Here is a 25,461-nt window from a genome sequence, read left to right as displayed (position 1 = left end):
TCGTGGTTTAGATTATATTAAGAAATGGGGGAGTATAATGAAAGTGAAACTAAGGTTAGAGAAAAAAAGATTATTAGCTTTAATAGTAATAACGATGATTTTATTTCTTCAACCCTATATTTCATTAGGAGTGGATAATACTTATATCTTTGAAGAAGATGTTAATATCTCTACTACTTTACCTGATGATGAAGAAAAAGAAAGTGAACAAGTTCTCATGGAATCTCAAGTTAATATAGGAGACTATATAGAATTTGGTAAATATGAAGGTGAGCCTATATTATGGAGAATTATTCATATTGACGAAGAAGGGAGCCCTATCTTATTATCAGATAAAATACTAACTCTAAAATCCTTTTGCACCTATGAAGAACCCTATGATAAATTTGGAAATAGGCCTAGGGAGGGAGGGGAAGATAGTGTCTGGGAAAAGTCACCCTTAAGGAAATGGCTTAATTCATCAGATGAAGTTGTAAACTATCATGGTAAGGCTCCAATAGATCCAGTTGTTAGTACAAATTCTTATGGTCATGAAAAAGGATTTTTAGCTGAGGGGAACTTTACTGAGGAAGAAAGAGGAATGCTAAAGCCTAGAACTAACAAAGTTCTAAATAATATAATTATTCACGAAGATGCAGCAGATAAAGTGTTCTTATTATCAGATGATGATATTCAAGAGTATATATTAAATAATAAAGAAAAGCTAGGACAATACAACAAGGCTTATCCTAGAATACAGACTATATACTCTACACAATCAATGCCATATGAACCAGGTACTATTCCTCCTACTAGGTCATTAAGTCCTAATAAATATTATTGGTATTGGAAAAATAATACAGAAGGTAATGATGATTTTACTTACTCTTTAGATGCAGATGGATTAGGAGGAGTAAGACCAGCAATTGCTTTAAGGATAGTAGATATTGGTACTGGAAATGGAACTAAGGAAATTCCTTATAGAATAAATATTAAAGATAATAGAGTAAAGAATTTAATAGTAGACCCTACTAGTATTACCATGAGAATAGGTGAGATGATAGAAATAAACACTTATATAGAACCTTTCTATGCAACAGACCAAAGAGTTGTTTGGGAATCAAGTAATAATAATATAGTTGAAGTAGACAGAAATGGGAATGTAATAGCACAGAATAGCGGTAGGGCTAGTCTAAAGGTTACTACTATAGATGGAAATATATCGAAATATATAAGCATTGTAGTGACTCCAGAAAGTACGGAAAACGGTATAAAGATAGGAGATTATATTGAATTTGGTAAATATTATAATAAACCAATATTATGGAGAGTAATAAATATTAATGAAGATGGCAGTCCAATGCTAATTGCAGATAAAATTTTAACTTTAAAAGCATTTGATGCCAAAGGTGAAAATACCGTTGGAAGGGATGATCTTTGGAATAGTAGAAAACAATATGGTAGTAACCTATGGCAAACATCTACCCTTAGACAATGGTTAAATTCTGCAGATATGAAGGTGGACTATAAATATAATATTCCAACTAAGGAAAATGTATTATATAATGCCTATGATGATGAAAAAGGTTTTCTAGCTAATGGAAACTTCTCAGAAGAAGAGAGAAGTTTAATATTAAATAGCAAAGCAAAGGTACTTCTTCCAGAAGTAGATGCTGTTGAAGGAGTACTTGAAGGTGGTGTAGAGAACCATAAGTTCTCCACATTAACACCATTTATGTGGGATTTTCATGAATTTAAGGAAGGATATAATACTGTAGGAAATTATGATAATGCTTATTATACTATAGTTGAAGATAAGGTGTTTTTATTATCTGTAAAGGAAGTAAATGATTATATATGGAGAAATATGAAATTAGATTATAAATATGCTAAGGCAGGGCCTACAAATGAAGCTGTATATAATAATGAATATGGGCAACTAGGATTAGCACCAGAGTATTACTGGTATAGTTGGCTAAGAACTCCCATAACATTTGATAGTTATAATATTCGTACTACAGACAATTATGAAGAGGGATTATATCAAAATATAGCTTGTGATGGAAGGACAGGGGTAAGACCTGCTATAAATTTATCCAGCAATAGTATGATTAAATCTGGAAAAGGAACAGAGAAAAATCCTTATACATTAAATGTACAACAAGAGACTGTAAATGTAATAAATATTGAGCTAGATAGAAAAGAAGCTACATTATTTGTAGGTAATAGTATGAAATTATTTGCTAGAGTTATTCCAGACAATGCAAGTAATAAAAATATTATATGGGAATCTGAAAATGATTCTATTGCTACAGTAAATCAAGAAGGAATTATATTTGCTAATTCTTCAGGAGAAGTTACAGTCATAGCTACAACAGAAGATGGAGGATATAGTGATTATATAAAAATAATTGTAAAAGAAACTAATAATTTAAAAGCAAAAGCCTATGTAAATAATGATAATAAAAACATAGCTTTGGAAAAAATTGTAAGCAACGGAAATTCCTATGTAGGAATTGGATCTGGCGAAATGTTATATTCAGAGGATGGGAAACATTGGGAAAATATATTCTTATCAAATCCAGAACGTGTAGGGGATATAGTATGGGATGGAGATAAATATGTGACTTTAGGAGAAGATTTTTCCATATTTACATCATTAGATGGAATAAATTGGACCAAGATCCATAATATAAGTTATTTATTGGATCAAGGTCCAGGGATATATGTAATACAATATCATCTTCTATATGATAAAGGCATATATGTGACAATTATGAATGGTATTGTATTTACATCTAAGGATTTAATAAACTGGGAAAGTGTATATGAAGCTGGTTGGGAAATAGAGTATAAAGGTGAGGTCATAAGATGTAGTCGTTCAATAGAGAATATATTTTTTGATGGAGAAACCATATTTATTATAGTAGGTTTTTCCCCCATAGATGATCCACGAAATAGAAGTATAACAGCAATTATTTCTAGTAAGGATGGAAGTAATTGGAGCACATGGTTATGTGATGAAGAATTTAAGGATCTTGGTTCAGTGGAAATACAAAACATCACAAAGGATAATGAAAAATTTATTGCATATGGAAATATGAATAAAATATATATCTCCTATGATGGGTTTACATGGGAACCTAAGAAATTAGGCTTTGATTCACAAGATGATAGGATATTTAATCCAAGTGAAAATCTTATAGTAAGTGAAATATTATATAACAATAATATGTATTATGGAGTTATGGACGGCTTTCTTCTATTTTCAGATGATGGTTTTCATTGGAAATTAGATTCAAAATCTTTACAAGCAAAAGATCTTTATTTTGGAGGAGTATATCCTATGGCTGATGGCAGGATATTATTATATAGCAACTATAATTTAATGGGAAGTTTTGAAACTAATTATCTTGGAAACTTTTACTATAAAGAAAGTGAGAATGAAGATTATATACCTATACGGAGAGGAAAGTCACAAGGTGAAAACTTTATTGCCTATGGTAATGGAATATACTTAATTCTAAATAGATTTGGAGATGTTTTTACATCTGTCGATGGATTAAAATGGATTCAACAACCATCTATTAAAGGACTTTCTCGATATTATCTTGATGAGCTGACTTTTTTAGATGGTAAATTTATGATTTTAGAAAGTGGGTCTCTTAGATATAGATATTCTACAGATGGAATAACATGGAATATAGCATATCTTCCAGAAATAAAAGTAGATGAAAAATATAAAGCATACCCTATAGTAAATCCTTCGGAAACACCAAATGGTTTTATTTTAAAGGAAAATGAACTAATAGCATATATGAGCTATTATCCATATATATGGAGGACAACTGATGGAATTAACTGGACAACTGAATTAATAAGAGATGAAATTGCTAAAGAATATTCATATATTAGATACACAGATGGATTATATCTGGGACAAAATCATAATGACAAAATAGTTATATCTAAGGATTTGAAAGAATGGATTGGAGTAAGTGACTTTCCAATAATAAATTCAGCTTATAATATTATAGGTTTTGTAGGTGGGAATAATAAGTATGTATCTATTTTTGCTGAATCCTATCAAGATAGACGATTTGTAGGAAAGTATGCCATATCTGACAATGGAATAGATTGGGAACTAAAAGGACTTGATTTAGAAGAATTATATGGAGTATATTTAAGTGAGGAAGAGTTTAGTGTACTGAAGAAAACTATTATGTTCGAAGATATTCAATGGAACGGAGAAAGGTTTATAGGAATAGTAAGATATAGAGTATCACCTAGTAGTTTTTCCCCTTGGGTTAGAGATATAGTAACATCAACAGATGGAAACTTATGGGAATCTCATTATGTGGATATTCGTGATAATAGAACTCTTAATCCGCCACAAGTAGATGATAATCCAAAGTCCGTATTAACAGATGATAAATTTATATTTGTAGATAATAATAATGTCATAATCAACATTATGTTTGAAGAAAGGGAGTTTGCAGATATCAATGTATCAAAGGTGGAACTTGAAACAAAATCTTTAACTCTTAAGGTAGGAGAGAAAGAAGCCTTAGGATTTCGAATATACCCTTGGAATGCAACTAACAAAAACGTAATATGGAAATCTAGCAATGAGAACATAGCTTTAGTAGATAAAGAAGGTATTGTAACAGGTGTTTCAGCTGGAGAAAGCATAATCACCATAATAACAGAAGATGGTAATTTTAGTGACTCTTGTATCATTAATATATTAACAGATGAACAAGAGAATAGTGCTAGAGAAGAATTGATTAATTTCATAAACTATATGGAATATTTGAGGAGCGAAAATTATACAGAGGAAAGCTGGACTGTATTACAAGAAGCATTAATATATGCAAAGTCCATAATAGATAATGATAAGGCTATGGAAATAGATATAGTAGAAGCTTTTATTAAATTAATAGAAGCTTGGGAAGGATTAGAAATTGTAGAAAATCTACCAGAAATACCTAATGTTGACGTTGAAGATTGGCATATAGAATTATTTAAGAAACCATTTGAAGAAATTAATATTAATTTTTCTCATCCAGTGGATTTAAACTTAGTAAATGAATATATTTTTGTATCAAAATTCAGTGATGGAAGAGAGAAACTCCAAGGCATATATATTGAAGCTGATCAAGATTCAGAGACGATTAAAGTTTTTCCACCTAATCATGGATATGATCCTGGTGTTTATTATTTATTTATTAATAAAGATTTATCTCAGGCAAATAATCCTACAAAAAAATTAAAGAAAACTATACGTATGAAGTTTTTAATTGAAACCACGGAATAACAATCCGTGGTTTTATGATTATTAATAGACAAAACTAGTCATAGGGTATACAATGGTATGGTATATTATTGAGGAGTCGGGGGAATTTGATATGGGTTTAAATAACAAGCTAAAAGAGTTAGAGGAAAACAATAAACATATAAAAGTAGCACTTGTAGGAGCAGGGCTAATGGGGAAAGGTTTAGTAAGTCAAATGATGCTAGTAAAGGGGATGGTTCCTTCTTTAGTAGTCAGCAACAAAGTATCCGATGCCATAGAAGCCTATACCTTGGCAGGAATATCTAAAGATGATATTGTAGTAGCAAAAACTCTAAATGAAATAAATATAGCTATGGAAAAGAATAAATATGTGGCAACAGATATAACAGAATATGGAACTAAAGGAAATTTAGTAGATGTAGTAGTAGATGCTACAGGAGTACCTAATACTGGTGCAAAAATAGCCAGGGATGCAATAAGTAATAAAAAACATATTGTAATGTTAAATGTGGAAGCAGATATAGTAGTAGGACCAATACTTAATAAATTGGCTAAAGAATCAGGAGTGGTATATACAGGTACAGCAGGAGACGAACCAGGATCAGTTAAGGAGATTTTTGATTTTGCAGAAGCCACTGGGTTTGAAGTATTAGCCATAGGAAAAGGCAAAAATAATCCTATAGATTATAATGCTACTCCTGATAGTGTAAGGGAAACCGCCTTAAAATCTAAGCTTAATCCAAAAAAGTTAGCATCATTTGTAGATGGAACAAATACAATGGTGGAAATGGCAGCCATGGCAAATTCTACAGGATTTATTCCTGATATAAGAGGGGGATATGGACCAACAACAATTGTAGATGATTTGCCTACAATATATAGTTTAAAGGAAAATGGAGGACTATTAGATAAGTATAAAATAGTGGATTATGCCCATGGTATAGCTCCCGGAGTATTTGTGGTGGTAACCACATCTTTACCTCAAGTACATCATGAAATGCAGTTTCTAAAAATGGGAACAGGACCAAATTATGTGCTTTATAGACCATACCATTTAACAAGCTTAGAAACACCAATTTCCATTGCAAGGGCATATCTATATAATGAACCTACTATAGCACCAAAATATAACAAGCTAGTGGCAGAAGTAATTACAATGGCTAAGAAAGATTTAAAGGCTGGAGAAAGGCTAGATGGTATGGGAGAATATACAATTCTAGGAAGTATAGATACTTATGAAGTAGCCAAAAAAGAGAATCTAGTTCCCATAGGACTTATAGATAACAATACTATAGTTAAGAAAGATATTAAAAAAGGTGAGTTTATTACCTATGATATGGTGGAATTAGATAAGAATACAGAGATATATAAATTAAGACAAGAACAAGAAGGTAAAGAAAAACCATGGGTCTAGATTCCATGGTTTAATCTACATGTTTCATACCCCTATCAATTAAATCTGTTTTTTTTGCATCTTTGAAAGATGTATAATAATTTTTTATTTCTTTAGTAATAGAAGTATCATGACCATTGGATTTTAATTCTTTTTCCATTTCTTTTAATATCTTATTAAACTTAGCATCGCTAGACTTCTCAAGGTCAGCACCTATAGATAAATACTTATTGGCTAATTTAGTAGTAGATACTCCTCCATTAGAATATTCTGCAATACCTTTCTTAACTAAGGAATTCAATTGAGATTCAAATTCAGATTGTAAATCTTCAAATGTAGAATTATATCGGTCTATAATATTGATATAGTCTTTTTTTCTATCATCAGAAATATTGATTTTATTAGAGCTTTTCTTATTTTCTTTATTAGTATCCTCAATATCTTTAGAATTGTCCATAACACCTACAGATTCCAATATATCCTTTAGAGGATTATCCACAATAGGTTCATTATTTGCTTTATCGTCTATTGTAGATTCGATTTTCTTATCTTGACCATATAGTCGTAAGATACTTAATGCAAATCTAATTTTGTGAAAGTTTAAAGAAATTACAATATAAAGAATAGCTAATATTCCTATGAAAAATAGCTTACTTTTTCTGCTTTTTGTCACATTATCAACTCCTAATATGTAATAAAAATATTATATCATATATTGTTATATTTGAAATGTTTTATTTTGAAGAGTATTTGTTTGTCATCGTTGTAAAAATATAAAGATTATTATATTAAATTTTGTAAATATGTGGAATATATTTAAAAAGTTTGTTAAGATATAGATATGAATTAATGTCTATTTATGGATGAAAGGAGATTAAAATGGAAGAAAGAAACGACATAGAAGAAATTTCCCTAAGAGAGTTAATAGAAACCTTACTGAAGGGAAAAAGACTAATTGCATTAATTGTAGCAGTAACTTTAGTATTATCTTTTGGAGTATCTTTTTATATGAAAGAAAATAGTCAAAGGGCTAAAATAATTATTTCATTAAACTTCAAAGGAATTGAATCTGGACTAAATCCAGATGGCACTAAGTTTGACATCCAAAAAATTAAATCACCTACAGTTCTAATGCCAGTTATCGAAACACTTGAACTTAATGAAGAAGTAACTACAGATAGTATCAGGAGAAATATAAACATTACACCAATAGTACCTAACCATATAGTTACTTATATTCAAAAACAAAGGGAAGAAGGACAAGATTATACATATTTTCCCAATGAATTTGTTGTTACTTTAGATGTGGATAAATCAAAGGGGATTACTACTCAAAATGTAACAGAAATTCTAGATTCTATAATTGATTCCTATGGAGACTATTTTAATGACAATTATTCAGAAGAGGCAGTATTAGCAAATGCCATAGGTACCATAGACTATAGTTCTTATGACTATCCTGAGACTTCTAGAGTTATAAACAATCAAATCTCTATTATGAAGAGTTATTTAAATACTAGAATTGGGGAAGCACCTGAATTTAGATCTACACGTACAGGTATGACTTTTGCAGATATTAGTAAATCCTTAGATATTATAGATTCAGTTGAATTAAATAGAATGGATTCCTTAATAGGTGCTTTTAATTTAACTAAAAATATGGAAAAATTAATTATAAACTATGAGTATAGAATTAAAAGAGATGAACTGGAAAAAAACAAGAAGCAATCTGAATTGTCAGTAGCTAAAGGAATGATGGAAAGTTATAAAAGGGAAACCAATGCCTTACTTATTCCAGGAATGAGTACTGAAGGATTAGAGATAGATAATTCTGAAAAATATTATGATAAATTAGTAGAGAAAGCTACTAATGCAGGAGTAGATGCTAGTAATAAATCCCATGATATTAATTATTATCTAAATGAAATAGAGAAACTAAAAAATGATGATGTAGATATTGAAATCAAACAAAGAGCTGAGAAAGATGTATTAGAACTTGCAGATATTATTAAAGTAAAACTTATAGAATGGATAGATATAATCAATGAAACAGCTTCAGAATATTATGAAATTAAGTTCTCCAAAGCCATAATGAAAATATCACCAGTGGAAATATATAATGACGTAAATATGAAATTAAATGTGGCAATTGCTGGAGTTTTAGGGCTTATGTTAGGTATATTTGTAGTTTTCTTTAGAGAATACTGGAAAAATACTAACCCAAATAATACTAATCCTAAAACAGTGAAAAGTACAAAATAGAAAAGATAAAGAGTGATAGAGATGAGAAGTAGACGAGCGGTGTTTTTAATGTTTATGGATATTATCGCTATAAATATTTCATGTTTACTAGCAATTTATATTAATTTTGATAGATGGAATCCTATTTTTGAGAAGAAAGAACTAGTTGTAAGATATATGGTGGTAATAACCATAATTAAAATTATAACCTTTGGATTTTTCAAACTTTATAATAGTTTATGGGAATATGCCAGTATTGATGAAATGATAGAAGTGGTAGCAGCTGTTATTACTGCAAATATTCTATCTGTAATATTTTTAACTTTCGCAAATATAGGATTACCTAGAAGTATCTATGTAATAGCTCCTATGATGGAAGTTCTATTGGTAGGGGGCAGTAGATTTTTTTATAGAATATTTAGGCGAATAAAACATGGTATGACTAGTATAGATAATTATAAAAGGGTACTAATAATTGGAGCAGGGGCTGCAGGAGTTATGGCATTAAAAGAACTAAGAAATCATGATAACCTTAGGAGTAAGCCAATAGCTTTTATAGATGATAACCCTAATAAAAAGGGAAAACATATAAATGGAGTTCCAGTATTAGGGAATAGGAAAGATATATCAAAGATATGTAAAAAATATAATATAGATGAGATAATAATAGCTATGCCTTCTGCTAAATCAGATGATAGGAAAAGTATATTAAATGAATGTAAAAACACTAAGTGCAAGACTAGAATCTTACCAGGGGTATATGAACTTATAGATGGAAATAAAGATGGTTTTAAAATCCGTGATGTTCAAATAGAAGACTTACTAGGTAGAGATGAAATAAAACTTGACTTAGAAGGACTATCATCTTTTATCAGTGGTAAAAGAGTATTGGTAACTGGCGGTGGAGGTTCCATAGGATCCGAACTATGTAGACAAATTGCTAAGTTTAGACCTAGTGAACTGATGATATTGGAAATCTATGAAAATAACGCATACGATATTCAAAATGAACTTTTAAAAAGATATAAGGACTTAAATTTAACTGTATTTATTGCATCCATAAGAGATAAAAAGCGAATGGAAGAAATATTTGATGAAAAAAAACCTCATATTGTATTCCATGCTGCAGCACATAAACATGTACCTCTAATGGAAAGCAATCCAAAGGCAGCTATAAAAAATAATGTCTTTGGAACATTAAATGTAGTACAAGCTGCAGATAAATATGGAGTAAATAGATTTGTTATGATATCTACAGACAAAGCAGTTAATCCTACAAATGTAATGGGAGCTACTAAAAGAGTTTGTGAGATGATTATACAAACATACAATGCTATTAGTAAAACAGAATATGTGGCTGTTAGATTTGGAAATGTACTAGGCAGCAATGGTAGTGTAATACCTTTGTTTAAAAGACAAATAACAGAAGGTGGACCAGTTACAGTAACAGACGAAAGAATTATCAGATATTTTATGACCATACCAGAAGCTTGTCAATTAGTTCTCCAATCAGGTTCTATGGCAAAGGGTGGAGAGATATTTATTTTAGACATGGGAGAACCAGTTAAGATAATAGACTTAGCTAGAGATTTAATAACTTTATCAGGACTAGAGCCAGATATAGATATTAAAATAGAGATAACAGGACTTAGACCAGGGGAAAAATTATTTGAAGAATTACTCCTAAATACAGAAATAATGGAAAAAACATCTCATGATAAAATTTATATAGAAGAACCTATGGAATTTAAACATGATAAAATGATGGAGTTTATAGATGAGTTAAAATATGCTATAAAGACAAATAATTCTATGAATATAAAAAAAGTGCTATCGGATATAGTGCCTACCTATATACCATATAACCCAACAATAAACTTAGAAGACTCTTTAGCCCTAGAAGAAATAAATATGGGATTAGATGAAGTGGCAGTTAATATAGATAGCAACTAGATATTAATTTTAAAAGGTAAAGCATTAGTTGATATGCTTTACCTTTTTATATTTTTATTAAGCTTATAATAATAATTATCTTTTGCTATTTGCCAAAATATGCTATAATATTATTATTCGTTCATTGAATGATTATACTATAGCATATTTTAATTTAATGAAGAATTAAAAAGGAAGGTGGTTAACATGAATTTTATAAAGGAGATTAGATTTCTTACTCCAACATCAGAGCTTAAAGAACTGACCATACTTCAACATATAGAAAATAACGAAGATACTACACAAAAAGAATTGGCGGACATGGTCAATGCAGCGCCTTCCATGATCAATGTATATATTAATGCTTATGAAGAAAAAGGATATATTGAAAGAGAATATATATCTTCAAAGGTAGTGAAATATAAAATAACATCAGATGGAATAAGAAGAAAGAACTTTCTATTGATTACTTATTTACATGAATTGATGAAACTATATAAATTAGCTAAGGAGAATATAGAAAGGTTTATCAAAGATTTAGAAAATAGAGGATATAAAAATATACTTCTATACGGAGCAGGAGAAGTTGCTGAAACTATACTCAGTGTAATAAGAGATAGAGAAAATATTAAATTAAATATAGTAGCATTAATAGATGATGATTTATCATTACAAGACAAGATGCTCATGGGATATAAAATTATTCCATTGGAGGAAGCAAGAAACCACAATCATGATGCCATAGTTATTACCAGTTATACATATGAGGATAGTATAAGAAGGAGACTTGAAGAAGTGGGATATGATGGGGGTAGGGTAGTCAGATTTTTTGGATAGGAGGGAAGAGTAATGGATAATAAGATTTATCTTGCTTCACCACATATGAGTGATGAAGGATATGAAATGGAATATATAAAGGAAGCATTTGACACAAATTGGATAGCACCACTAGGTACAAATGTAAATGAATTTGAAAAAGAACTAGCAAGGAAAGTGGGAAGTGGATATGCCGCAGCATTAGTATCAGGAACATCTGCTATACATTTAGCTTTAAAAGCAGCTGGAGTAGGAGAAGGAGATATAGTATTTTGTCAATCATTAACTTTTTCAGCAACAGCAAATCCAATTATTTATCAAAATGCAATACCTGTATTTATAGATAGTGACTATGAAACATGGAATATGTGTCCAAAAGCATTAGAAGAAGCCTTTGAGAAATATCCAAATGTAAAGGCAGTAATAGTAGTTCATCTATATGGATTATCTGCTGACATGGATAGGATAGTGGATCTTTGTAAAAAACATAATGTAAGATTAATAGAAGATGCAGCCGAAAGTCTGGGTACTACATATAAGGGAAAACATACTGGAACCTTTGGAGATTATGGAATATTTTCCTTTAATGGAAATAAGATAATTACTACTTCAGGGGGTGGGATGCTTGTAAGTGAAAATGAAAAAAGAATAGCAAAAGTAAGATTTTGGTCAACCCAAGCAAGAGATCAAGCAAGACATTACCAGCATAGTGAAATTGGATTTAATTATAGGATGAGTAATGTGGTGGCTGGAATTGGTAGAGGGCAGTTGAAAGTGCTTGATGAAAGAGTAGCTAAGAAGAAATATATATTTGAGTTTTATAAGAGAGAGTTAGGTGAACTTGAAGGAATAGACTTCATGCCTATAAATGAATGGAATGATCCTAATTGTTGGTTATCTTGTATTACTTTAAGTGGACAAGTTAGACCTATTGATATAATGGAAGCTTTGGAGAAGGAAAATATAGAGAGTAGACCTGTGTGGAAGCCGATGCATATGCAGCCTTTCTTTGAGAAGTATGATTTTGTTGGTGGAGATGTGGCGGAAAGATTATTTGAGAATGGAGTTTGTTTGCCTAGTGATACTAAGATGACGGATGAGGAATTGGGTAGGGTAGTAGGGATTATTAAAAAACTTTGGGAGTAAGTAGGTGGTAGAATGAGAACTTTTAATTTAGTTTTAAAAAGGTTAATGGATTTCTTTGGGAGTCTAGTAGGGGTTATTATTATTTCGCCTATTTTACTAATCATAGCAATATTAGTTAAACTTAATTCAAGAGGTCCAGTGTTATTTAAGCAAGAAAGACTAGGAAAAGATGGTAAGGTATTTAAAATATTAAAGTTCAGAACTATGGTGGTAAATGCTGAAAATATTGGAGATGGGATTAGAGTAAAAAGCGAATTAGATAATCGTATTACAAAGATTGGGAAAGTGCTTCGTAAAACTAGTTTAGATGAATTGCCACAGTTAATTAATGTCATTAAAGGTGAAATGAGTCTCGTAGGACCAAGACCGCCAGTTGTATATCATCCATATAACGGATATGCCAATTATCCAGAAGGGTCAAAGAAGAGATTTTCAATGAGGCCTGGAATAACAGGATTAGCTCAAGTCGCTGTTAGAAATTCAGTAACATGGGATGAAAGAATCGTAGTAGACAATGAGTATATAAATAAATTTAATGTTTGGCTAGATATTAAAATTATTTTATTTACAATAATACAAGTTGTAAATAAAGAAAGTGTGTACGGAAATTTAAATATAGAAGTATCGGAGGATGAATTAAATGTATAGATATAAAGATTTAATAATAAGAAAGTTTAAATTTGAAGATATTCCAAATAAAATAAAGTGGATAAATGACAGTAAAAATAATACTTATTTACACTATGATTTACCTTTAGAATATGATAAGACATGTGCTTGGTTTGAAAAAAATAAAGACAGACAAGATCGATTTGATGCAGTGATTGAATATAATGGAATACCCGTAGGGTTAATTGGGTTATTATCTATAGATTATAAAAATAAAAAGGCAGAAGATTATATAGTAATTGGAGAACATCAATATAAGGGAAAAGGTATTGCAACTCGTGCAGGTCATCTTAACCAGTTATATGCATTTGAGGATTTACAATTAAATAAAGTATATGCATATACAGAGGTTGAGAATGAAAAAGCCATGAAATTAGACTTGAGAAGAGGATTCGAGGTAGAAGGTTGCTTAAAGCAAGATTTATATATGAACGGAAGATATATTGATAGGTATTGTTTGGGAGTATATAAAGACAAATATGTTATTCCAGAAGGAGTATTTAGAGAGGATGTTTAATCGATAATGGACTCTGGAGCAATTAGTAAATTAAGAAGTTGTTTGAATTTAAATAATGATTTTTATATAAAAAGAGACGACTTATTTCCCACATCCTTTGGTGGAAATAAAGCAAGAAAAGCTAAATTATTCTTTGAAGAGATAGATAAAACTAATGTAGACGCTATAATTACATATGGTAGTAGTAGCTCAAATCATTGTAGAGTGATAGCGAATATGTCAGCAATGAGAGGATTACCGTGCTATATAATTTCTCCAATAGAAAATTATAAATCGACCTTTAATAGTAAAATGATTGAGCTGTTTGGGTCAAAGATTATTCAATGTCCAGTATCTGATGTAAAAGAAACTATTGATAACAAAATACTAGAACTAAAGAATAAAAGTTACAATCCTTATTTTATCCAAGGTGGAGGACATGGAAATATAGGTACAAAAGCGTATATTGATGCATATGAAGAAATTAAAAAATATGAATCAATCGAAGGAATTAAATTTGACTATATATTTCACGCATCTGGAACTGGAACAACTCAAGCAGGATTAATTTGTGGAAAAATATTAAATAATGACATCAAAAAAATAATTGGAATAAGTATAGCAAGAAAAAACCCTTATGGGGGACAAGTAGTATTAGATAGTGTAAATAGTTATTTAGAATATCTAAAAAAGGATAAAGTGGATATAGGTAAAGTTAATTTTATAGATGATTATGTACTTGAAGGATATGGTTGTTATAATAAAGAAATTTTAGATAAGATTAAAAAGTTTCTTATAGAAGATGGAATTTATTTAGATACTACCTATACTGGGAAAGCATTTTGGGGAATGTATGAATACATTAAAAAAAACAAGATAAAAGGTAAAAACATACTTTTTATCCATACAGGAGGTACACCGTTATTTTTTGATGATTTGGAGGTATTAATTAATGAATGAAGATATTAATATACTAATATTAAGTTGTGGTACAAGAAATAAAATAGTTCAATATTTCAAAAAAGAATTAGTTGGGAAAGGACAAGTTGTAGCAACAGATTGTAGTGAACTTGCACCAGCATTATATGATGCAAATAAACACTTTATTGTTCCTAAGATGGATGAAGAAGGATATTTGGATACTATTCTTTCAATTTGTAAAGAAAGCAATATAAAAGGTGTATTTTCACTAATTGATTCCGAGCTTAGTCTGTTAGCAGAACATAAACAGAAATTTATTGAGATAGGTACAACTCCAATAGTATCAGATTATGATGTGGTAGAATTATGTTTTGATAAGTATAAGATGTATAAATTTTTGGTTAAGAATGAATTTAAAACCATAAGAAGTTATATGGATAAAGAAGAATTCTATAAAGATATAGAAAAAGAAGTGATAAATTATCCTGTATTTGTTAAGCCAGTAAAAGGAAGTGCAAGTATAAATATAAATAAAGTTAATTCAAAAGAAGAAGTAGAAGTACTATTTGGTCAGTTTGATAATCTAATGATACAGGAATTTATGAATGGAATTGAATATGGTGCAGATGTTTATATAGATATGATTTCAGGTGAGCCAGTGGCTATGTTTACAAAAGAAAAGATTAAGATGAGAGCAGGGGAGACTGATAAATCAGTGTCTATTAAGGATGAGAAGTTGTTTAGATTAATTGGAAAGCTTGTAAAGAAAGCTAGATTTAAAGGAATTATTGATATTGATATTTTTAAGGTTAATGGTGAGTATTATATTTCAGAAGTAAATCCCCGTTTTGGTGGGGGATATCCTCATGGATATGAAAGTGGAGTAAATATTCCTAAGATGATTATTGAGAATATTAAAGGAAATAAAAATGAGAATGTAATAGGGAAGTATGAAGAAGGAATTTATATGATGAAATATAATGAAGTGAAGATTGTTAGGAAGTAGGTGGAGTTTTGAATATATTATTTCTAACATTATCAAAAATGGAAGACATAAATCAAAGAGGCATATATACAGATTTAATAAGAGAATTAAGTAACAGAGGAATAAATATATATATTGTTTCTCCAAGGCAAAGACGTGAAAATTTACCAACAGAGTTATTGAAACAGGATAATATTAATATTTTAAAAGTAAAAACAGGAAATATTACTGCTACCAAGTCTTTTATAGAAAAAGGAATATCTACTTTAATGATAGAAAATCAATATTTAAATGCTATAAAAGATAATTTCAACGATATTCATTTTGATATGGTAATGTATTCAACTCCACCTATAACATTTAATAAGATTATTAAATACTATAAGAAACATCATAATAGTAAAACATATTTAATTCTTAAAGATATATTTCCTCAAAATGCAGTAGATATAGATTTGATCAAAAAGGATAGTATCTTGTATAAATTTTTTAGAAAAAAGGAAATTAACCTATATAAGAATTCAGACATAATTGGATGTATGTCTCAAGGGAATTTGGATTATATTTTAGAACATAATAACTATATAGATAAAGATAAAATGGAGATATTTCCAAATGCTATAGAACCAATAAATAGAAAAGAAAAACTAGAAAAAAATAAACAAATTTTAGATAAATATAATATTCCAGAAGACTCTACCTTATTTGTGTATGGAGGAAATCTAGGGAAACCCCAAGGAATAGACTTTCTTCTTAAAATTATTGATGAATTCTATAAAATTGATAATGGACATTTATTAATAGTTGGAAGTGGAACAGAATTCAGTAAAATAAATAGCCATATAGAAAACACCAAACCTAAAAAGGTAAGTATTTTTGAAAGATTACCTAAAGAAGAATATGATAAATTAATAGGTTGTGCTGATGTTGGGTTGATTTTTTTAGATCATAGATTTACAATACCAAACTTTCCATCGAGGCTTACTTCTTATATGGAAAATTCATTATCAATATTAGCAGCAACAGATATTAATACAGATATAAAAGATGTATTGACTCAATCAGGTAGTGGGTTGTGGTGTGAGAGTACAGATGTAGATGGATTTATCAAATATGCTCAAGAGCTATCATTGGATAAAAATCTGAGACAAGATATGGGACGGAATGGTAGAGAATACTTAGAGCAAAATTATGATATAACAAAAACAGTTGAGATATTATTAAAGCACTTAGAAGGAGAGGTTAAAAATGTTTAAAAATAAGACCTTGTTAATAACAGGTGGTACAGGATCTTTTGGAAATGCAGTTATGAAAAGGTTCTTAGATACAGATATAAAAGAAATCCGTATCTTTTCTCGTGATGAGAAGAAACAAGATGATATGAGAAAACAATATAAAAATGATAAGTTGAAGTTTTACATAGGAGATGTACGTGATTTAGCAAGTGTAAAAAATGCAATGCATGAGGTAGATTATATTTTCCATGCAGCAGCATTAAAACAAGTACCATCATGTGAATTTTTTCCTCTAGAAGCTGTAAAGACCAATGTACTAGGTACAGACAATGTTCTTACAGGAGCTATAGAGATGGGTGTTAAGAAGGTAATATGCCTTTCTACGGATAAAGCAGCTTATCCAATAAATGCTATGGGAATTTCTAAGGCTATGATGGAGAAAGTATTTGTTGCTAAATCTAAGACGGTTAATCCAGATAAAACTCTTATTTGTGGAACTCGTTATGGAAATGTTATGGCTTCAAGAGGCTCAGTTATTCCGCTATTTATTGAACAAATAAAAAATGGACAACCTTTAACAATTACAGATCCTAATATGACAAGGTTTTTAATGAATCTTGAAGATGCAGTAGAACTTGTAGTATTTGCATTTCATAATGCTAATGCAGGAGATATTATGGTTCAGAAGTCACCTGCATCTACAATAGGTGATTTGGCTCAGGCTTTAAAGGAATTATTTAATGTAGATAACGAAATCAAGATAATAGGCACAAGACATGGAGAGAAGCAGTACGAAACTTTACTTACAAAAGAAGAATATTTGCCAGCAGAAGATATGGGTGGGTTTTATAGAGTGCCAGCAGATCAAAGAGACCTTAATTATGATAAATACTTTATAGAAGGAAGTAGAGAATTATCTACCCAAAATGAATATAATTCAAATAACACAGAGATTTTAAATATAGAACAAATTAAAGAAAAATTATTACAGCTAGATTATGTAAAGGATGAATTGAAAGGTTGGAATAATTAATGAAGATATTAGTCACTGGAGCAAATGGATTTGTGGGAAAAAACTTAATTGCTGAATTAAACAATAGAGGATATAAAGATATATATAAATTCACTAGAGAAACAGATATTTCATTACTAGATAATTACGTTAAAGATTCTGATTTTGTATTTCATTTAGCAGGAGTAAACAGACCTAAAGAAGAAAAAGAGTTTATGGAAGGTAACTTTGGTTTTACATCAGAACTTCTTAGTTTACTAAAAAAATATAAAAATAAGGCACCAGTACTTATTACATCATCCATTCAAGCTGAAAGAGATAACCCTTATGGGATAAGTAAAAAGGCAGGGGAAGATCTATTATTTAAATATGAAGAAGAAACTGGAGCTAAAGCTTTTGTATATAGACTCCCAAATTTATTTGGGAAATGGAGTAGGGCAAATTACAATTCAGTAGTATCTACATTTTGTTATAACATATCTAGAGATTTAGAGATACAAATAAATGATTCAGAAGCAGAAATAGAATTAGCCTATATAGATGATGTAGTTAAAGAATTTATAAATGTATTAGAAGCAAATACATCTAGAATAGGAAGGTATTGTATCTTATCAGTTTCATACAAGATAAAACTAGGTAGATTAGCAGAAATTTTAAAAGGTTTTAAAGAAAGTAGGACTAATCTTTATGTGCCAAATATGAAAGACCCACTTACTAAAAAACTTTATAGTACATACTTAAGCTATCTGCCAGAAGATAAGTTTTCATATCCACTAAAGATGAATATAGATAATAGAGGTTCTTTTACAGAATTTTTAAAGTCTCCTGAGAGAGGACAAGTGTCAATAAATGTATCCAAGCCAGGAATTACAAAAGGAAACCACTGGCACCATACAAAAAATGAAAAGTTTCTTGTAGTAAGTGGAGAAGGGATAATAAAGTTTAGAAAGATAGATTCAGATGAAATAATAGAATACAGGGTCAGTGGGACAAAACTTGAAGTAGTAGACATTCCTACTGGCTACACTCATAATATAATAAATGTAGGGGATGAAGACTTAGTAACTGTAATGTGGGCAAATGAAACTTTTGACCCAGAAAATCCTGATACATATTTCTTGGAGGTTTAAAATTCATGAAAAAGCTAAAAGTGATGACAGTAGTAGGTACTAGACCAGAGATTATAAGACTATCTGCTGTAATAAACAAACTAGAAGAGTCAAATGCAATAGATCATGTTTTAGTACATACAGGACAAAATTATGATTATGAACTAAATGAGGTTTTTTTTAAGGATTTCAATTTAAAAAAACCCAATTATTTCCTCAATGCAGCTACAGGAACAGCAGTGGAGACTATTGGAAATATTCTTGTTAAAATAGACCCAATTCTTGATGAAGTTAATCCAGATGCATTTTTAGTACTTGGAGATACTAACAGTTGTCTTTGTGCTATAGCAGCTAAAAGAAAACATATACCCATATTCCATATGGAAGCAGGGAATAGATGTTTTGACCAAAGAGTACCAGAAGAAACAAATAGAAAGATCGTGGATCATATTGCAGATATAAATTTAACTTATAGTGATATAGCAAGGGAATATTTATTAAGAGAGGGATTACCAGCAGATAGAATAATTAAAACTGGAAGTCCAATGTTTGAAGTTCTTAATTCAAGAAAAGAAGATATAGAGAAATCAGATGTATTAGAAAGATTAGAACTTGAAGAAGGAAATTATTTTGTTGTATCAGCTCATAGGGAAGAAAATATAAATTCAGAAGAGAATTTCTTAGATTTAATAGAAAGCCTTAATGCTGTAGTAGAAAAGTATAATATACCTTTAATAATAAGTACACATCCTAGAACTAGAAATATGATTGAGTCTAAAGAAATTGAATTCAACCCATTAATTAAGATCTTAAAACCTTTAGGATTTAATGACTATGTAAAACTTCAATTGAAATCAAAAGCTGTTCTTAGTGATAGTGGAACTATAAGTGAAGAATCTTCAATTCTTGGATTTAGAGCACTGAATATAAGACAAGCCCATGAAAGGCCAGAAGCAATGGAAGAAGCATCAGTTATGATGGTAGGTCTTAAAAAGGAAAGGATACTTCAAGGATTAGAAGTATTAGAGACACAAGAGAAAGATACTTTGAAACTAGTTGGGGACTATAGTATGCCTAATGTGTCGGAGAAGGTACTTAGGATAATATTGAGTTATACTGATTATGTAAATAGAGTTGTTTGGGGCGAGTAGTTTAGTTATGACAATAAAGATATAGTAGGTAGATAATAATGTATAATATAAAAAAACAAAATAGCAAAAAACATATTAATTTTTTATTAATTTTTTTAATATTTATTCCTTTATATAATTTTGAGAATATTTACTTCAGATATTTAGGGATAAGCTTTATAGGGCTTCTCTTTTTCGTAAGTAGTTCGTATTTGTTCAAGTTACGAGGTGAAAATAAAGATTATTATTTAAATAAAAATATGATAAAGCCAATAGTATATAGTTTTATGGTTATATGCAGTTATATTATAACAATAATGATAGATTTTAGTATAATTAATATCAAGCCATTAATACAATTTATATTATTATTAGTATACCTTTTATTTTTAGTCAATATAAATTTTTCAAAAATATGTTATAAAAAGTTAGCCTATGTTTTTCTAATTATAATTTTTTTATGCTATATGCCCATGTTTTTAGGATATGGTTTCATTCCCATAGGATATAAAGCATTTTTTTCAACAACCACATTTTTAGGTATATTTTCTCTTTTGCTTATAGAATTATCATTTTTAGCATATAAATTTAGTGAAAAAAAGATTTTTGTTCTATATATATTTTTATTCTTAAACTTAATGCTCAAAGCACAAACTAGAGCAGCTTTATTAGGGCTAATCTTAGTAGTTTTTACTTATTTACTATTGAGTTTTAAAAGAGTTAGGGCATTTACTTGGAAACTTTCAAAAATAATTCTTGTTACGTTGTTAATAGGATTTATTATTATATATCCTAATTTAGAGAAATTTAGTTGGTATCCTAAACTTGCAGAATTAGTTTATAGTATGACAGGAAAAATTTTAATGTCAGGGAGAAATAATATTTGGATTTATGCTGTTGATTTGATTAAAAATAGAGCTATATTTGGTTATGGATTTAGTGCATTTTCTATATTTAATATTTCACCCCATAACTCTTATATTGGAATTACACTTCAAAGTGGATTGTTTGGATTGGCTACAGTCATCCTTTTTATTAATAGTATATTCAACCTTATGCATAAGTGTAGAAAAGATCCTATAGTTAAGAGTTGTACATGTTTTTTTATTGGTAATCTAACAGTTTCTGCTTTTGAAGTTATGTTATTTCAAGGGCAATTAGCATTAAGTCTATTTTTATGGTTGATTGTTGCTATAGGGATTAATAGAGTGTTAAACTTACAAAGGAGCAATGCAAATGAAATATAATAAAATATTAATTGAAATTCATCATGGACTAGGCGACGTAGTTCAAATTATACCTTTAATTAATAATTTACGTAAAAACTTTACCGAAGCGAAAATTTCAGTTATTGTAGCATCTAGTATCCATGCAGAAATACTTGATTGTACAGGTTTAGTAGATACTTATTATTTCTTAAATCTTAGAAATATGAAATTCAATGAAATCATCAAATTTATCAGACAAATAAGAAGAGAGAATTATGATATAGGGATATTATCACCAATATCTAATAGACGATTAGGAGCAATATTACTTTATATTTTAGGATGTAAAAATAGAGTTGGAGAAGTATCAAAGGCTGATAAAAGATTATTAATAAAAAACAATATTACTATGGATGGAGATAATAGCTTACACAAAGTTGATAGAAATCTAAATCTCTTAAAACCATTGGATATAACTATATATGATTCTAAACCTTTTATGAATATAAATAAAGGTAATGAAGAAAATGCAAAAAATAAACTAGATATTTTTGATAAAAAAGATAAATTAATAGGAATATGTATAGGTACTAATCCTGTGGAGCAGAAAAAAGGTTTTAATAGAATACCATATGAAGCCAAGAAATGGGAGATAGAAAACTATATGGAATTAATAGAGAGATTAACAAATGATTTTAATATTATTTTATTAGGTGGGAAAAAAGAAGAACAAGAAATCAAGGAATATGAAGAAAAATTAAAGGATAATAAAAATGTTATAAATTATATTAATAAGACTACAATAATGGAATCTGCAGCTTTAATTAATGAGTGTGATTTAGTTATTGGTGGTGATACAGGTATGCTACATATTGCAGACGCATTAGGTAAGTATACGTTGACTATTTTTGGACCTACAGATCCAAAAATAGTAGGGCCATATTCAGAAAAGAGTAATAATATAACATTAAATATAGATTGTCAGTATTGTTATGGTACAGATAAATTATTTGAATGCAATAACAGAAAATGTCTAAATGATATTACAGTAGAACAAATATATAATAAAGCAATTGAAATTTTAAATTAGAGATAAAAGGATGAGTTTATTATGAAATCATATGTTAATTTACGAAATTCAACATCTAAGATTTTAGTTATAGGTGATGTTATGCTTGACCAGTATTATTCTGGATATGTTACAAGAATTTCACCTGAATCACCAGTTCCAGTATTCAGTTATAAGGATAATTATTATAGACTTGGAGGAGCAGCAAATGTAGCTGCAAATCTAGTATCAATATGTGGACAAGTATTTCTAATGTCAGTAATTGGGAATGATATGTATGGTAGTATATTTAAAGATATTTTAAAAGAGTCAAATATTGACTATAGATTTATTGTATCAGATGAGGAAAGAACTACCACTGTAAAGACTAGACTATTAGCACAGAATAATCAACAAATGATTAGAATAGATAGGGAAAATAATGAAGAAATAAATATTAATCTAAAGACTATACTTTTAGAAAAACTAGAATCTAATATTAAAGAGTTTGATATTGTTTTAGTATCAGATTATTTAAAAGGGTTACTTACTCAAGATCTTTTACAAGATATTATTCAGATATGCAATGAAAATAAAAAGAAAGTATTAATTGATATAAAGGGGAGTAATCTAGATAAATATAAAGGAGCATATTTACTAAAACCAAATAATAAAGAATTAGAGGATATATTAAATTGTAAAATATCAAATGATAATGAGTTGGTTGAAGCAGCTAAGAAACTTAAAATGTTATCAAAGACTAATGCTATTTTAGTTACTCGTGGTGAAAAAGGTATGGTACTCATTGATGGAGATGACAATATAAATCACATACCAACTATGGCTAGAGAAGTGTTTGATGTAACGGGAGCAGGAGATACTGTACTTTCTTATTTAGGTGCTTCTATTGCGAATGATATGTCTCTTTATGATAGTGCTGTAATAGCTAATGCTGCTGCAGGTATCAAAGTCGGTAAAGTTGGAACTAGTATAGTTAAACTTGGAGAAGTTGAGGCATATTTTAACAATAGCTCTGATAGTATAAAAAAGCTTGTTACACTCGAAGAGTATCTAAATATTAAGAAAGAACATCTAAATAAAACTGTTGTCTTTACAAATGGATGTTTTGATATACTACATGTAGGACATGTTAGATACCTTAAACAGGCTGCAGAACTTGGAGATGTATTAATTGTTGGAGTGAATAGTGATAGATCTATAAAAAATTTAAAGGGTGAAAAAAGGCCTATAGTTTGTGAGAAAGATAGGATAGAGATGCTAGCCAATTTAAACTTTATTGATTATTTGGTAGTATTTGATGAGGATACTCCCTATGAATTGATTAAGATAATTGAACCAGATTTATTAGTAAAGGGTGGAGATTATAGTATTGAAGATGTTGTAGGAAAAGATATAGTTGAGGGAAAAGGTGGTAAAGTTATTTTGATACCATTAGTTGAAGGGATTTCAACTTCTAATATTGTAGAAACGATTTTATCAACATATGAATAGGGGGGGTTATAATAGATGGAAAAAATAATTAAAAAAGGGTTTGAAGAAAGTATAAATATAAAAAACAAAATATTAAATGATCAAGAATTGTGTGGAATTATTCAAGAGGTGTGTTTAACAATTATTGAATCTTATAAAAATGGTGGAAAAATTATTCTTTGTGGAAATGGGGGGTCAGCTTCAGATGCTCTACATATAGCAGGAGAATTGATAGGAAGATTTCAGATGGAACGAAAATCATTACCAGCTATTGTATTAAATGCTGATATTGCCACAATGACAGCAATTGCCAATGATTATGGTTATGAGAATGTGTTTAGTAGACAAGTGGAAGGTCTTATGGCAGGAGAGGATATTCTAATAGGTATAAGTACAAGTGGAAATTCGGACAATGTTTATAGAGCTATTATAAAGGCCAAAGAAATTGGTGGGCGTACAATAGGTCTACTTGGTGGTAATGGTGGTAAAATAGGTGGTGTTGCAGATTTTTCTATCATAGTTCCATCAGATGTAACTGCTAGAGTACAGGAGAGTCACATAACAATTGGTCATATAATTTGTGAAATAGTAGAATCTGTTATATCAGAATTATGTTAAATAAGTATTATATAAAATAAAATTTATTTTTAGATAGTAATAATACTCAATTAGAAAAAGGTGATGAGTAATTGAATGTTCAGAAAATGAAAGCGATATTTTTAGATCGTGATGGTACAATTAATAAAGAAGTTAATTATTTATACAAACCTTCAGACTTCTATTTTATTCCAGGATCTGAGGAAGCTATTAAAATTTTTCATGATTTAGGATTTATAGTAATTGTAGTAACTAATCAATCAGGAGTTGCTAGAGGATATTACACAGAAGATGATATAATAGTATTACATAAATATATAGAATGGGAATTAAATAAAATATCAACTAAAGGCTTAGAATTTGACGATAAAAGAGCAATTGAGGATGAGAAAAATAATGGATATTATATTGATTCTTATTATTATTGTCCTCACCATCCAAAAGGGATTATTGAGAAGTATGCTATTAATTGTGATTGTAGAAAGCCAAACACTGGAATGGTTGACAATGCTATAGATGATTTTAAAGGGAAAGGGATCTATATAGATGTATCACAATCATATATAGTGGGTGATAAAGAGAGTGATATTCTTACAGGCAAAAATGCTGGATTCTATAAAACTGTATTGGTATGTTCAGGACATGAAGTAGATAAATCTAATAGTGAAGCAGATATGATATTTGAAGATTTATTTGAGTTTGCACAAAGTTTAAAAAGTTCTTTAAGTAAGATATAATATTTTATTATAATTAACAA

20 protein-coding genes are annotated in these 25,461 nt (G+C 29.4%); 19 read left to right on the top strand and 1 reads right to left on the bottom strand.

Features of this window, described 5'->3' with window-relative positions; translation table 11 throughout:
* The first annotated feature begins 37 nt into the window (after positions 1 to 37).
* Both FYJ83_RS02075 and FYJ83_RS02070 read left to right on the top strand, forming a co-directional pair.
* Positions 38 to 5,296, top strand: coding sequence for an Ig-like domain-containing protein (locus FYJ83_RS02075; protein ID WP_154438601.1), 5,259 nt, complete (start codon positions 38 to 40; stop codon positions 5,294 to 5,296).
* A gap of 91 nt (positions 5,297 to 5,387) precedes the next feature.
* Positions 5,388 to 6,689 carry an NAD(P)H-dependent oxidoreductase gene (locus FYJ83_RS02070; RefSeq protein WP_154438599.1) on the top strand — a complete coding sequence of 434 codons (1,302 nt, stop codon included), beginning with the start codon at positions 5,388 to 5,390 and terminating at the stop codon, positions 6,687 to 6,689.
* A gap of 10 nt (positions 6,690 to 6,699) precedes the next feature.
* On the opposite strand, the gene FYJ83_RS02065 is transcribed toward FYJ83_RS02070, so the two are convergent.
* A complete protein-coding gene (locus FYJ83_RS02065) occupies positions 6,700 to 7,341 on the bottom strand; it encodes a hypothetical protein (protein ID WP_154438597.1) in 642 nt (213 codons plus the stop codon).
* A gap of 206 nt (positions 7,342 to 7,547) precedes the next feature.
* Here FYJ83_RS02065 and FYJ83_RS02060 point away from each other — a divergent pair, with 206 nt between their 5' ends.
* The 17 genes from FYJ83_RS02060 to FYJ83_RS01980 all read left to right on the top strand — a co-directional run bounded on the left by FYJ83_RS02060 (position 7,548) and on the right by FYJ83_RS01980 (position 25,441).
* Positions 7,548 to 8,930: a Wzz/FepE/Etk N-terminal domain-containing protein gene (locus FYJ83_RS02060; protein WP_154438595.1), complete on the top strand. Its 1,383-nt coding sequence runs from the start codon at positions 7,548 to 7,550 to the stop codon at positions 8,928 to 8,930.
* 21 nt (positions 8,931 to 8,951) lie between these two features.
* Complete coding sequence (locus tag FYJ83_RS02055) at positions 8,952 to 10,862, top strand: polysaccharide biosynthesis protein (RefSeq protein WP_154438593.1); 1,911 nt, start codon at positions 8,952 to 8,954, stop codon at positions 10,860 to 10,862.
* A gap of 186 nt (positions 10,863 to 11,048) precedes the next feature.
* Positions 11,049 to 11,678, top strand: a complete 630-nt coding sequence (locus FYJ83_RS02050) for a winged helix-turn-helix domain-containing protein (RefSeq protein ID WP_154438592.1) — start codon at positions 11,049 to 11,051, stop codon at positions 11,676 to 11,678.
* Positions 11,679 to 11,690: 12 nt separating this feature from the next.
* The gene (locus tag FYJ83_RS02045; RefSeq protein WP_154438590.1) at positions 11,691 to 12,803 is read left to right on the top strand and encodes a DegT/DnrJ/EryC1/StrS family aminotransferase; all 1,113 of its coding nucleotides are present in this window, start codon (positions 11,691 to 11,693) and stop codon (positions 12,801 to 12,803) included.
* Between the two features lie 12 nt (positions 12,804 to 12,815).
* Positions 12,816 to 13,451, top strand: a complete 636-nt coding sequence (locus FYJ83_RS02040; protein ID WP_154438588.1) for a sugar transferase — start codon at positions 12,816 to 12,818, stop codon at positions 13,449 to 13,451.
* Positions 13,444 to 13,989 carry a GNAT family N-acetyltransferase gene (locus tag FYJ83_RS02035; protein ID WP_154438586.1) on the top strand — a complete coding sequence of 182 codons (546 nt, stop codon included), beginning with the start codon at positions 13,444 to 13,446 and terminating at the stop codon, positions 13,987 to 13,989. The genes FYJ83_RS02040 and FYJ83_RS02035 overlap by 8 nt, the downstream gene beginning before the upstream one ends.
* A 6-nt stretch (positions 13,990 to 13,995) precedes the next feature.
* Positions 13,996 to 14,928, top strand: coding sequence for a 1-aminocyclopropane-1-carboxylate deaminase/D-cysteine desulfhydrase (locus FYJ83_RS02030; RefSeq protein ID WP_154438585.1), 933 nt, complete (start codon positions 13,996 to 13,998; stop codon positions 14,926 to 14,928).
* Positions 14,921 to 15,895, top strand: a complete 975-nt coding sequence (locus FYJ83_RS02025; protein WP_154438583.1) for an ATP-grasp domain-containing protein — start codon at positions 14,921 to 14,923, stop codon at positions 15,893 to 15,895. Before FYJ83_RS02030 ends, FYJ83_RS02025 begins: the two co-directional genes overlap by 8 nt.
* 8 nt (positions 15,896 to 15,903) lie before the next feature.
* Positions 15,904 to 17,130: a glycosyltransferase family 4 protein gene (locus FYJ83_RS02020; protein ID WP_154438581.1), complete on the top strand. Its 1,227-nt coding sequence runs from the start codon at positions 15,904 to 15,906 to the stop codon at positions 17,128 to 17,130.
* Positions 17,123 to 18,142, top strand: a complete 1,020-nt coding sequence (locus tag FYJ83_RS02015) for a polysaccharide biosynthesis protein (protein WP_154438579.1) — start codon at positions 17,123 to 17,125, stop codon at positions 18,140 to 18,142. Before FYJ83_RS02020 ends, FYJ83_RS02015 begins: the two co-directional genes overlap by 8 nt.
* Positions 18,142 to 19,251 (top strand): capsular polysaccharide biosynthesis protein CapF, encoded by a 1,110-nt coding sequence (locus FYJ83_RS02010; RefSeq protein ID WP_154438577.1) that lies wholly within the window; start codon positions 18,142 to 18,144, stop codon positions 19,249 to 19,251. Before FYJ83_RS02015 ends, FYJ83_RS02010 begins: the two co-directional genes overlap by 1 nt.
* A gap of 5 nt (positions 19,252 to 19,256) precedes the next feature.
* Positions 19,257 to 20,381, top strand: a complete 1,125-nt coding sequence (wecB, locus tag FYJ83_RS02005; protein ID WP_154438575.1) for a non-hydrolyzing UDP-N-acetylglucosamine 2-epimerase — start codon at positions 19,257 to 19,259, stop codon at positions 20,379 to 20,381.
* Positions 20,382 to 20,827: 446 nt separating this feature from the next.
* Positions 20,828 to 21,607 (top strand): O-antigen ligase family protein, encoded by a 780-nt coding sequence (locus tag FYJ83_RS02000; protein WP_195837890.1) that lies wholly within the window; start codon positions 20,828 to 20,830, stop codon positions 21,605 to 21,607.
* Complete coding sequence (locus FYJ83_RS01995) at positions 21,597 to 22,658, top strand: glycosyltransferase family 9 protein (RefSeq protein ID WP_195837889.1); 1,062 nt, start codon at positions 21,597 to 21,599, stop codon at positions 22,656 to 22,658. The genes FYJ83_RS02000 and FYJ83_RS01995 overlap by 11 nt, the downstream gene beginning before the upstream one ends.
* Positions 22,659 to 22,679: 21 nt before the next feature.
* A complete protein-coding gene (gene rfaE1, locus FYJ83_RS01990; RefSeq protein WP_154438569.1) occupies positions 22,680 to 24,128 on the top strand; it encodes a D-glycero-beta-D-manno-heptose-7-phosphate kinase in 1,449 nt (482 codons plus the stop codon).
* A 15-nt stretch (positions 24,129 to 24,143) separates the two neighbouring features.
* Entirely contained in the window at positions 24,144 to 24,725 is a 582-nt protein-coding gene (locus tag FYJ83_RS01985; protein WP_154438567.1) for a D-sedoheptulose-7-phosphate isomerase, read from the top strand.
* A 71-nt stretch (positions 24,726 to 24,796) separates the two neighbouring features.
* The gene (locus tag FYJ83_RS01980; RefSeq protein WP_229768458.1) at positions 24,797 to 25,441 is read left to right on the top strand and encodes a D-glycero-alpha-D-manno-heptose-1,7-bisphosphate 7-phosphatase; all 645 of its coding nucleotides are present in this window, start codon (positions 24,797 to 24,799) and stop codon (positions 25,439 to 25,441) included.
* Positions 25,442 to 25,461: the final 20 nt, after the last annotated feature.

This window comes from Tissierella pigra (assembly GCF_009695605.1).
GTDB classification, from domain to species: Bacteria; Bacillota; Clostridia; order Tissierellales; family Tissierellaceae; genus Tissierella; species Tissierella pigra.
Note: the sequence above shows the minus strand (reverse complement) of the source record. Positions and strands in the feature narration are given on the sequence as shown.

What these genes read in the sequence shown, in the direction of transcription:
- FYJ83_RS02060 (WP_154438595.1), top strand. Translation starts at nt 7,548, where the DNA reads ATGGAAGAAAGAAACGACATAGAAGAAATTTCCCTAAGAGAGTTAATA.
- FYJ83_RS02075 (WP_154438601.1), top strand. Translation starts at nt 38, where the DNA reads ATGAAAGTGAAACTAAGGTTAGAGAAAAAAAGATTATTAGCTTTAATA.
- FYJ83_RS01985 (WP_154438567.1), top strand. Translation starts at nt 24,144, where the DNA reads ATGGAAAAAATAATTAAAAAAGGGTTTGAAGAAAGTATAAATATAAAA.
- FYJ83_RS02040 (WP_154438588.1), top strand. Translation starts at nt 12,816, where the DNA reads ATGAGAACTTTTAATTTAGTTTTAAAAAGGTTAATGGATTTCTTTGGG.
- FYJ83_RS02025 (WP_154438583.1), top strand. Translation starts at nt 14,921, where the DNA reads ATGAATGAAGATATTAATATACTAATATTAAGTTGTGGTACAAGAAAT.
- FYJ83_RS02015 (WP_154438579.1), top strand. Translation starts at nt 17,123, where the DNA reads ATGTTTAAAAATAAGACCTTGTTAATAACAGGTGGTACAGGATCTTTT.
- rfaE1 (WP_154438569.1), top strand. Translation starts at nt 22,680, where the DNA reads ATGAAATCATATGTTAATTTACGAAATTCAACATCTAAGATTTTAGTT.
- FYJ83_RS02035 (WP_154438586.1), top strand. Translation starts at nt 13,444, where the DNA reads ATGTATAGATATAAAGATTTAATAATAAGAAAGTTTAAATTTGAAGAT.
- FYJ83_RS02030 (WP_154438585.1), top strand. Translation starts at nt 13,996, where the DNA reads ATGGACTCTGGAGCAATTAGTAAATTAAGAAGTTGTTTGAATTTAAAT.
- FYJ83_RS02045 (WP_154438590.1), top strand. Translation starts at nt 11,691, where the DNA reads ATGGATAATAAGATTTATCTTGCTTCACCACATATGAGTGATGAAGGA.
- FYJ83_RS02055 (WP_154438593.1), top strand. Translation starts at nt 8,952, where the DNA reads ATGAGAAGTAGACGAGCGGTGTTTTTAATGTTTATGGATATTATCGCT.
- FYJ83_RS02000 (WP_195837890.1), top strand. Translation starts at nt 20,828, where the DNA reads ATGCCCATGTTTTTAGGATATGGTTTCATTCCCATAGGATATAAAGCA.
- FYJ83_RS02050 (WP_154438592.1), top strand. Translation starts at nt 11,049, where the DNA reads ATGAATTTTATAAAGGAGATTAGATTTCTTACTCCAACATCAGAGCTT.
- wecB (WP_154438575.1), top strand. Translation starts at nt 19,257, where the DNA reads ATGAAAAAGCTAAAAGTGATGACAGTAGTAGGTACTAGACCAGAGATT.
- FYJ83_RS02070 (WP_154438599.1), top strand. Translation starts at nt 5,388, where the DNA reads ATGGGTTTAAATAACAAGCTAAAAGAGTTAGAGGAAAACAATAAACAT.
- FYJ83_RS01995 (WP_195837889.1), top strand. Translation starts at nt 21,597, where the DNA reads ATGAAATATAATAAAATATTAATTGAAATTCATCATGGACTAGGCGAC.
- FYJ83_RS02010 (WP_154438577.1), top strand. Translation starts at nt 18,142, where the DNA reads ATGAAGATATTAGTCACTGGAGCAAATGGATTTGTGGGAAAAAACTTA.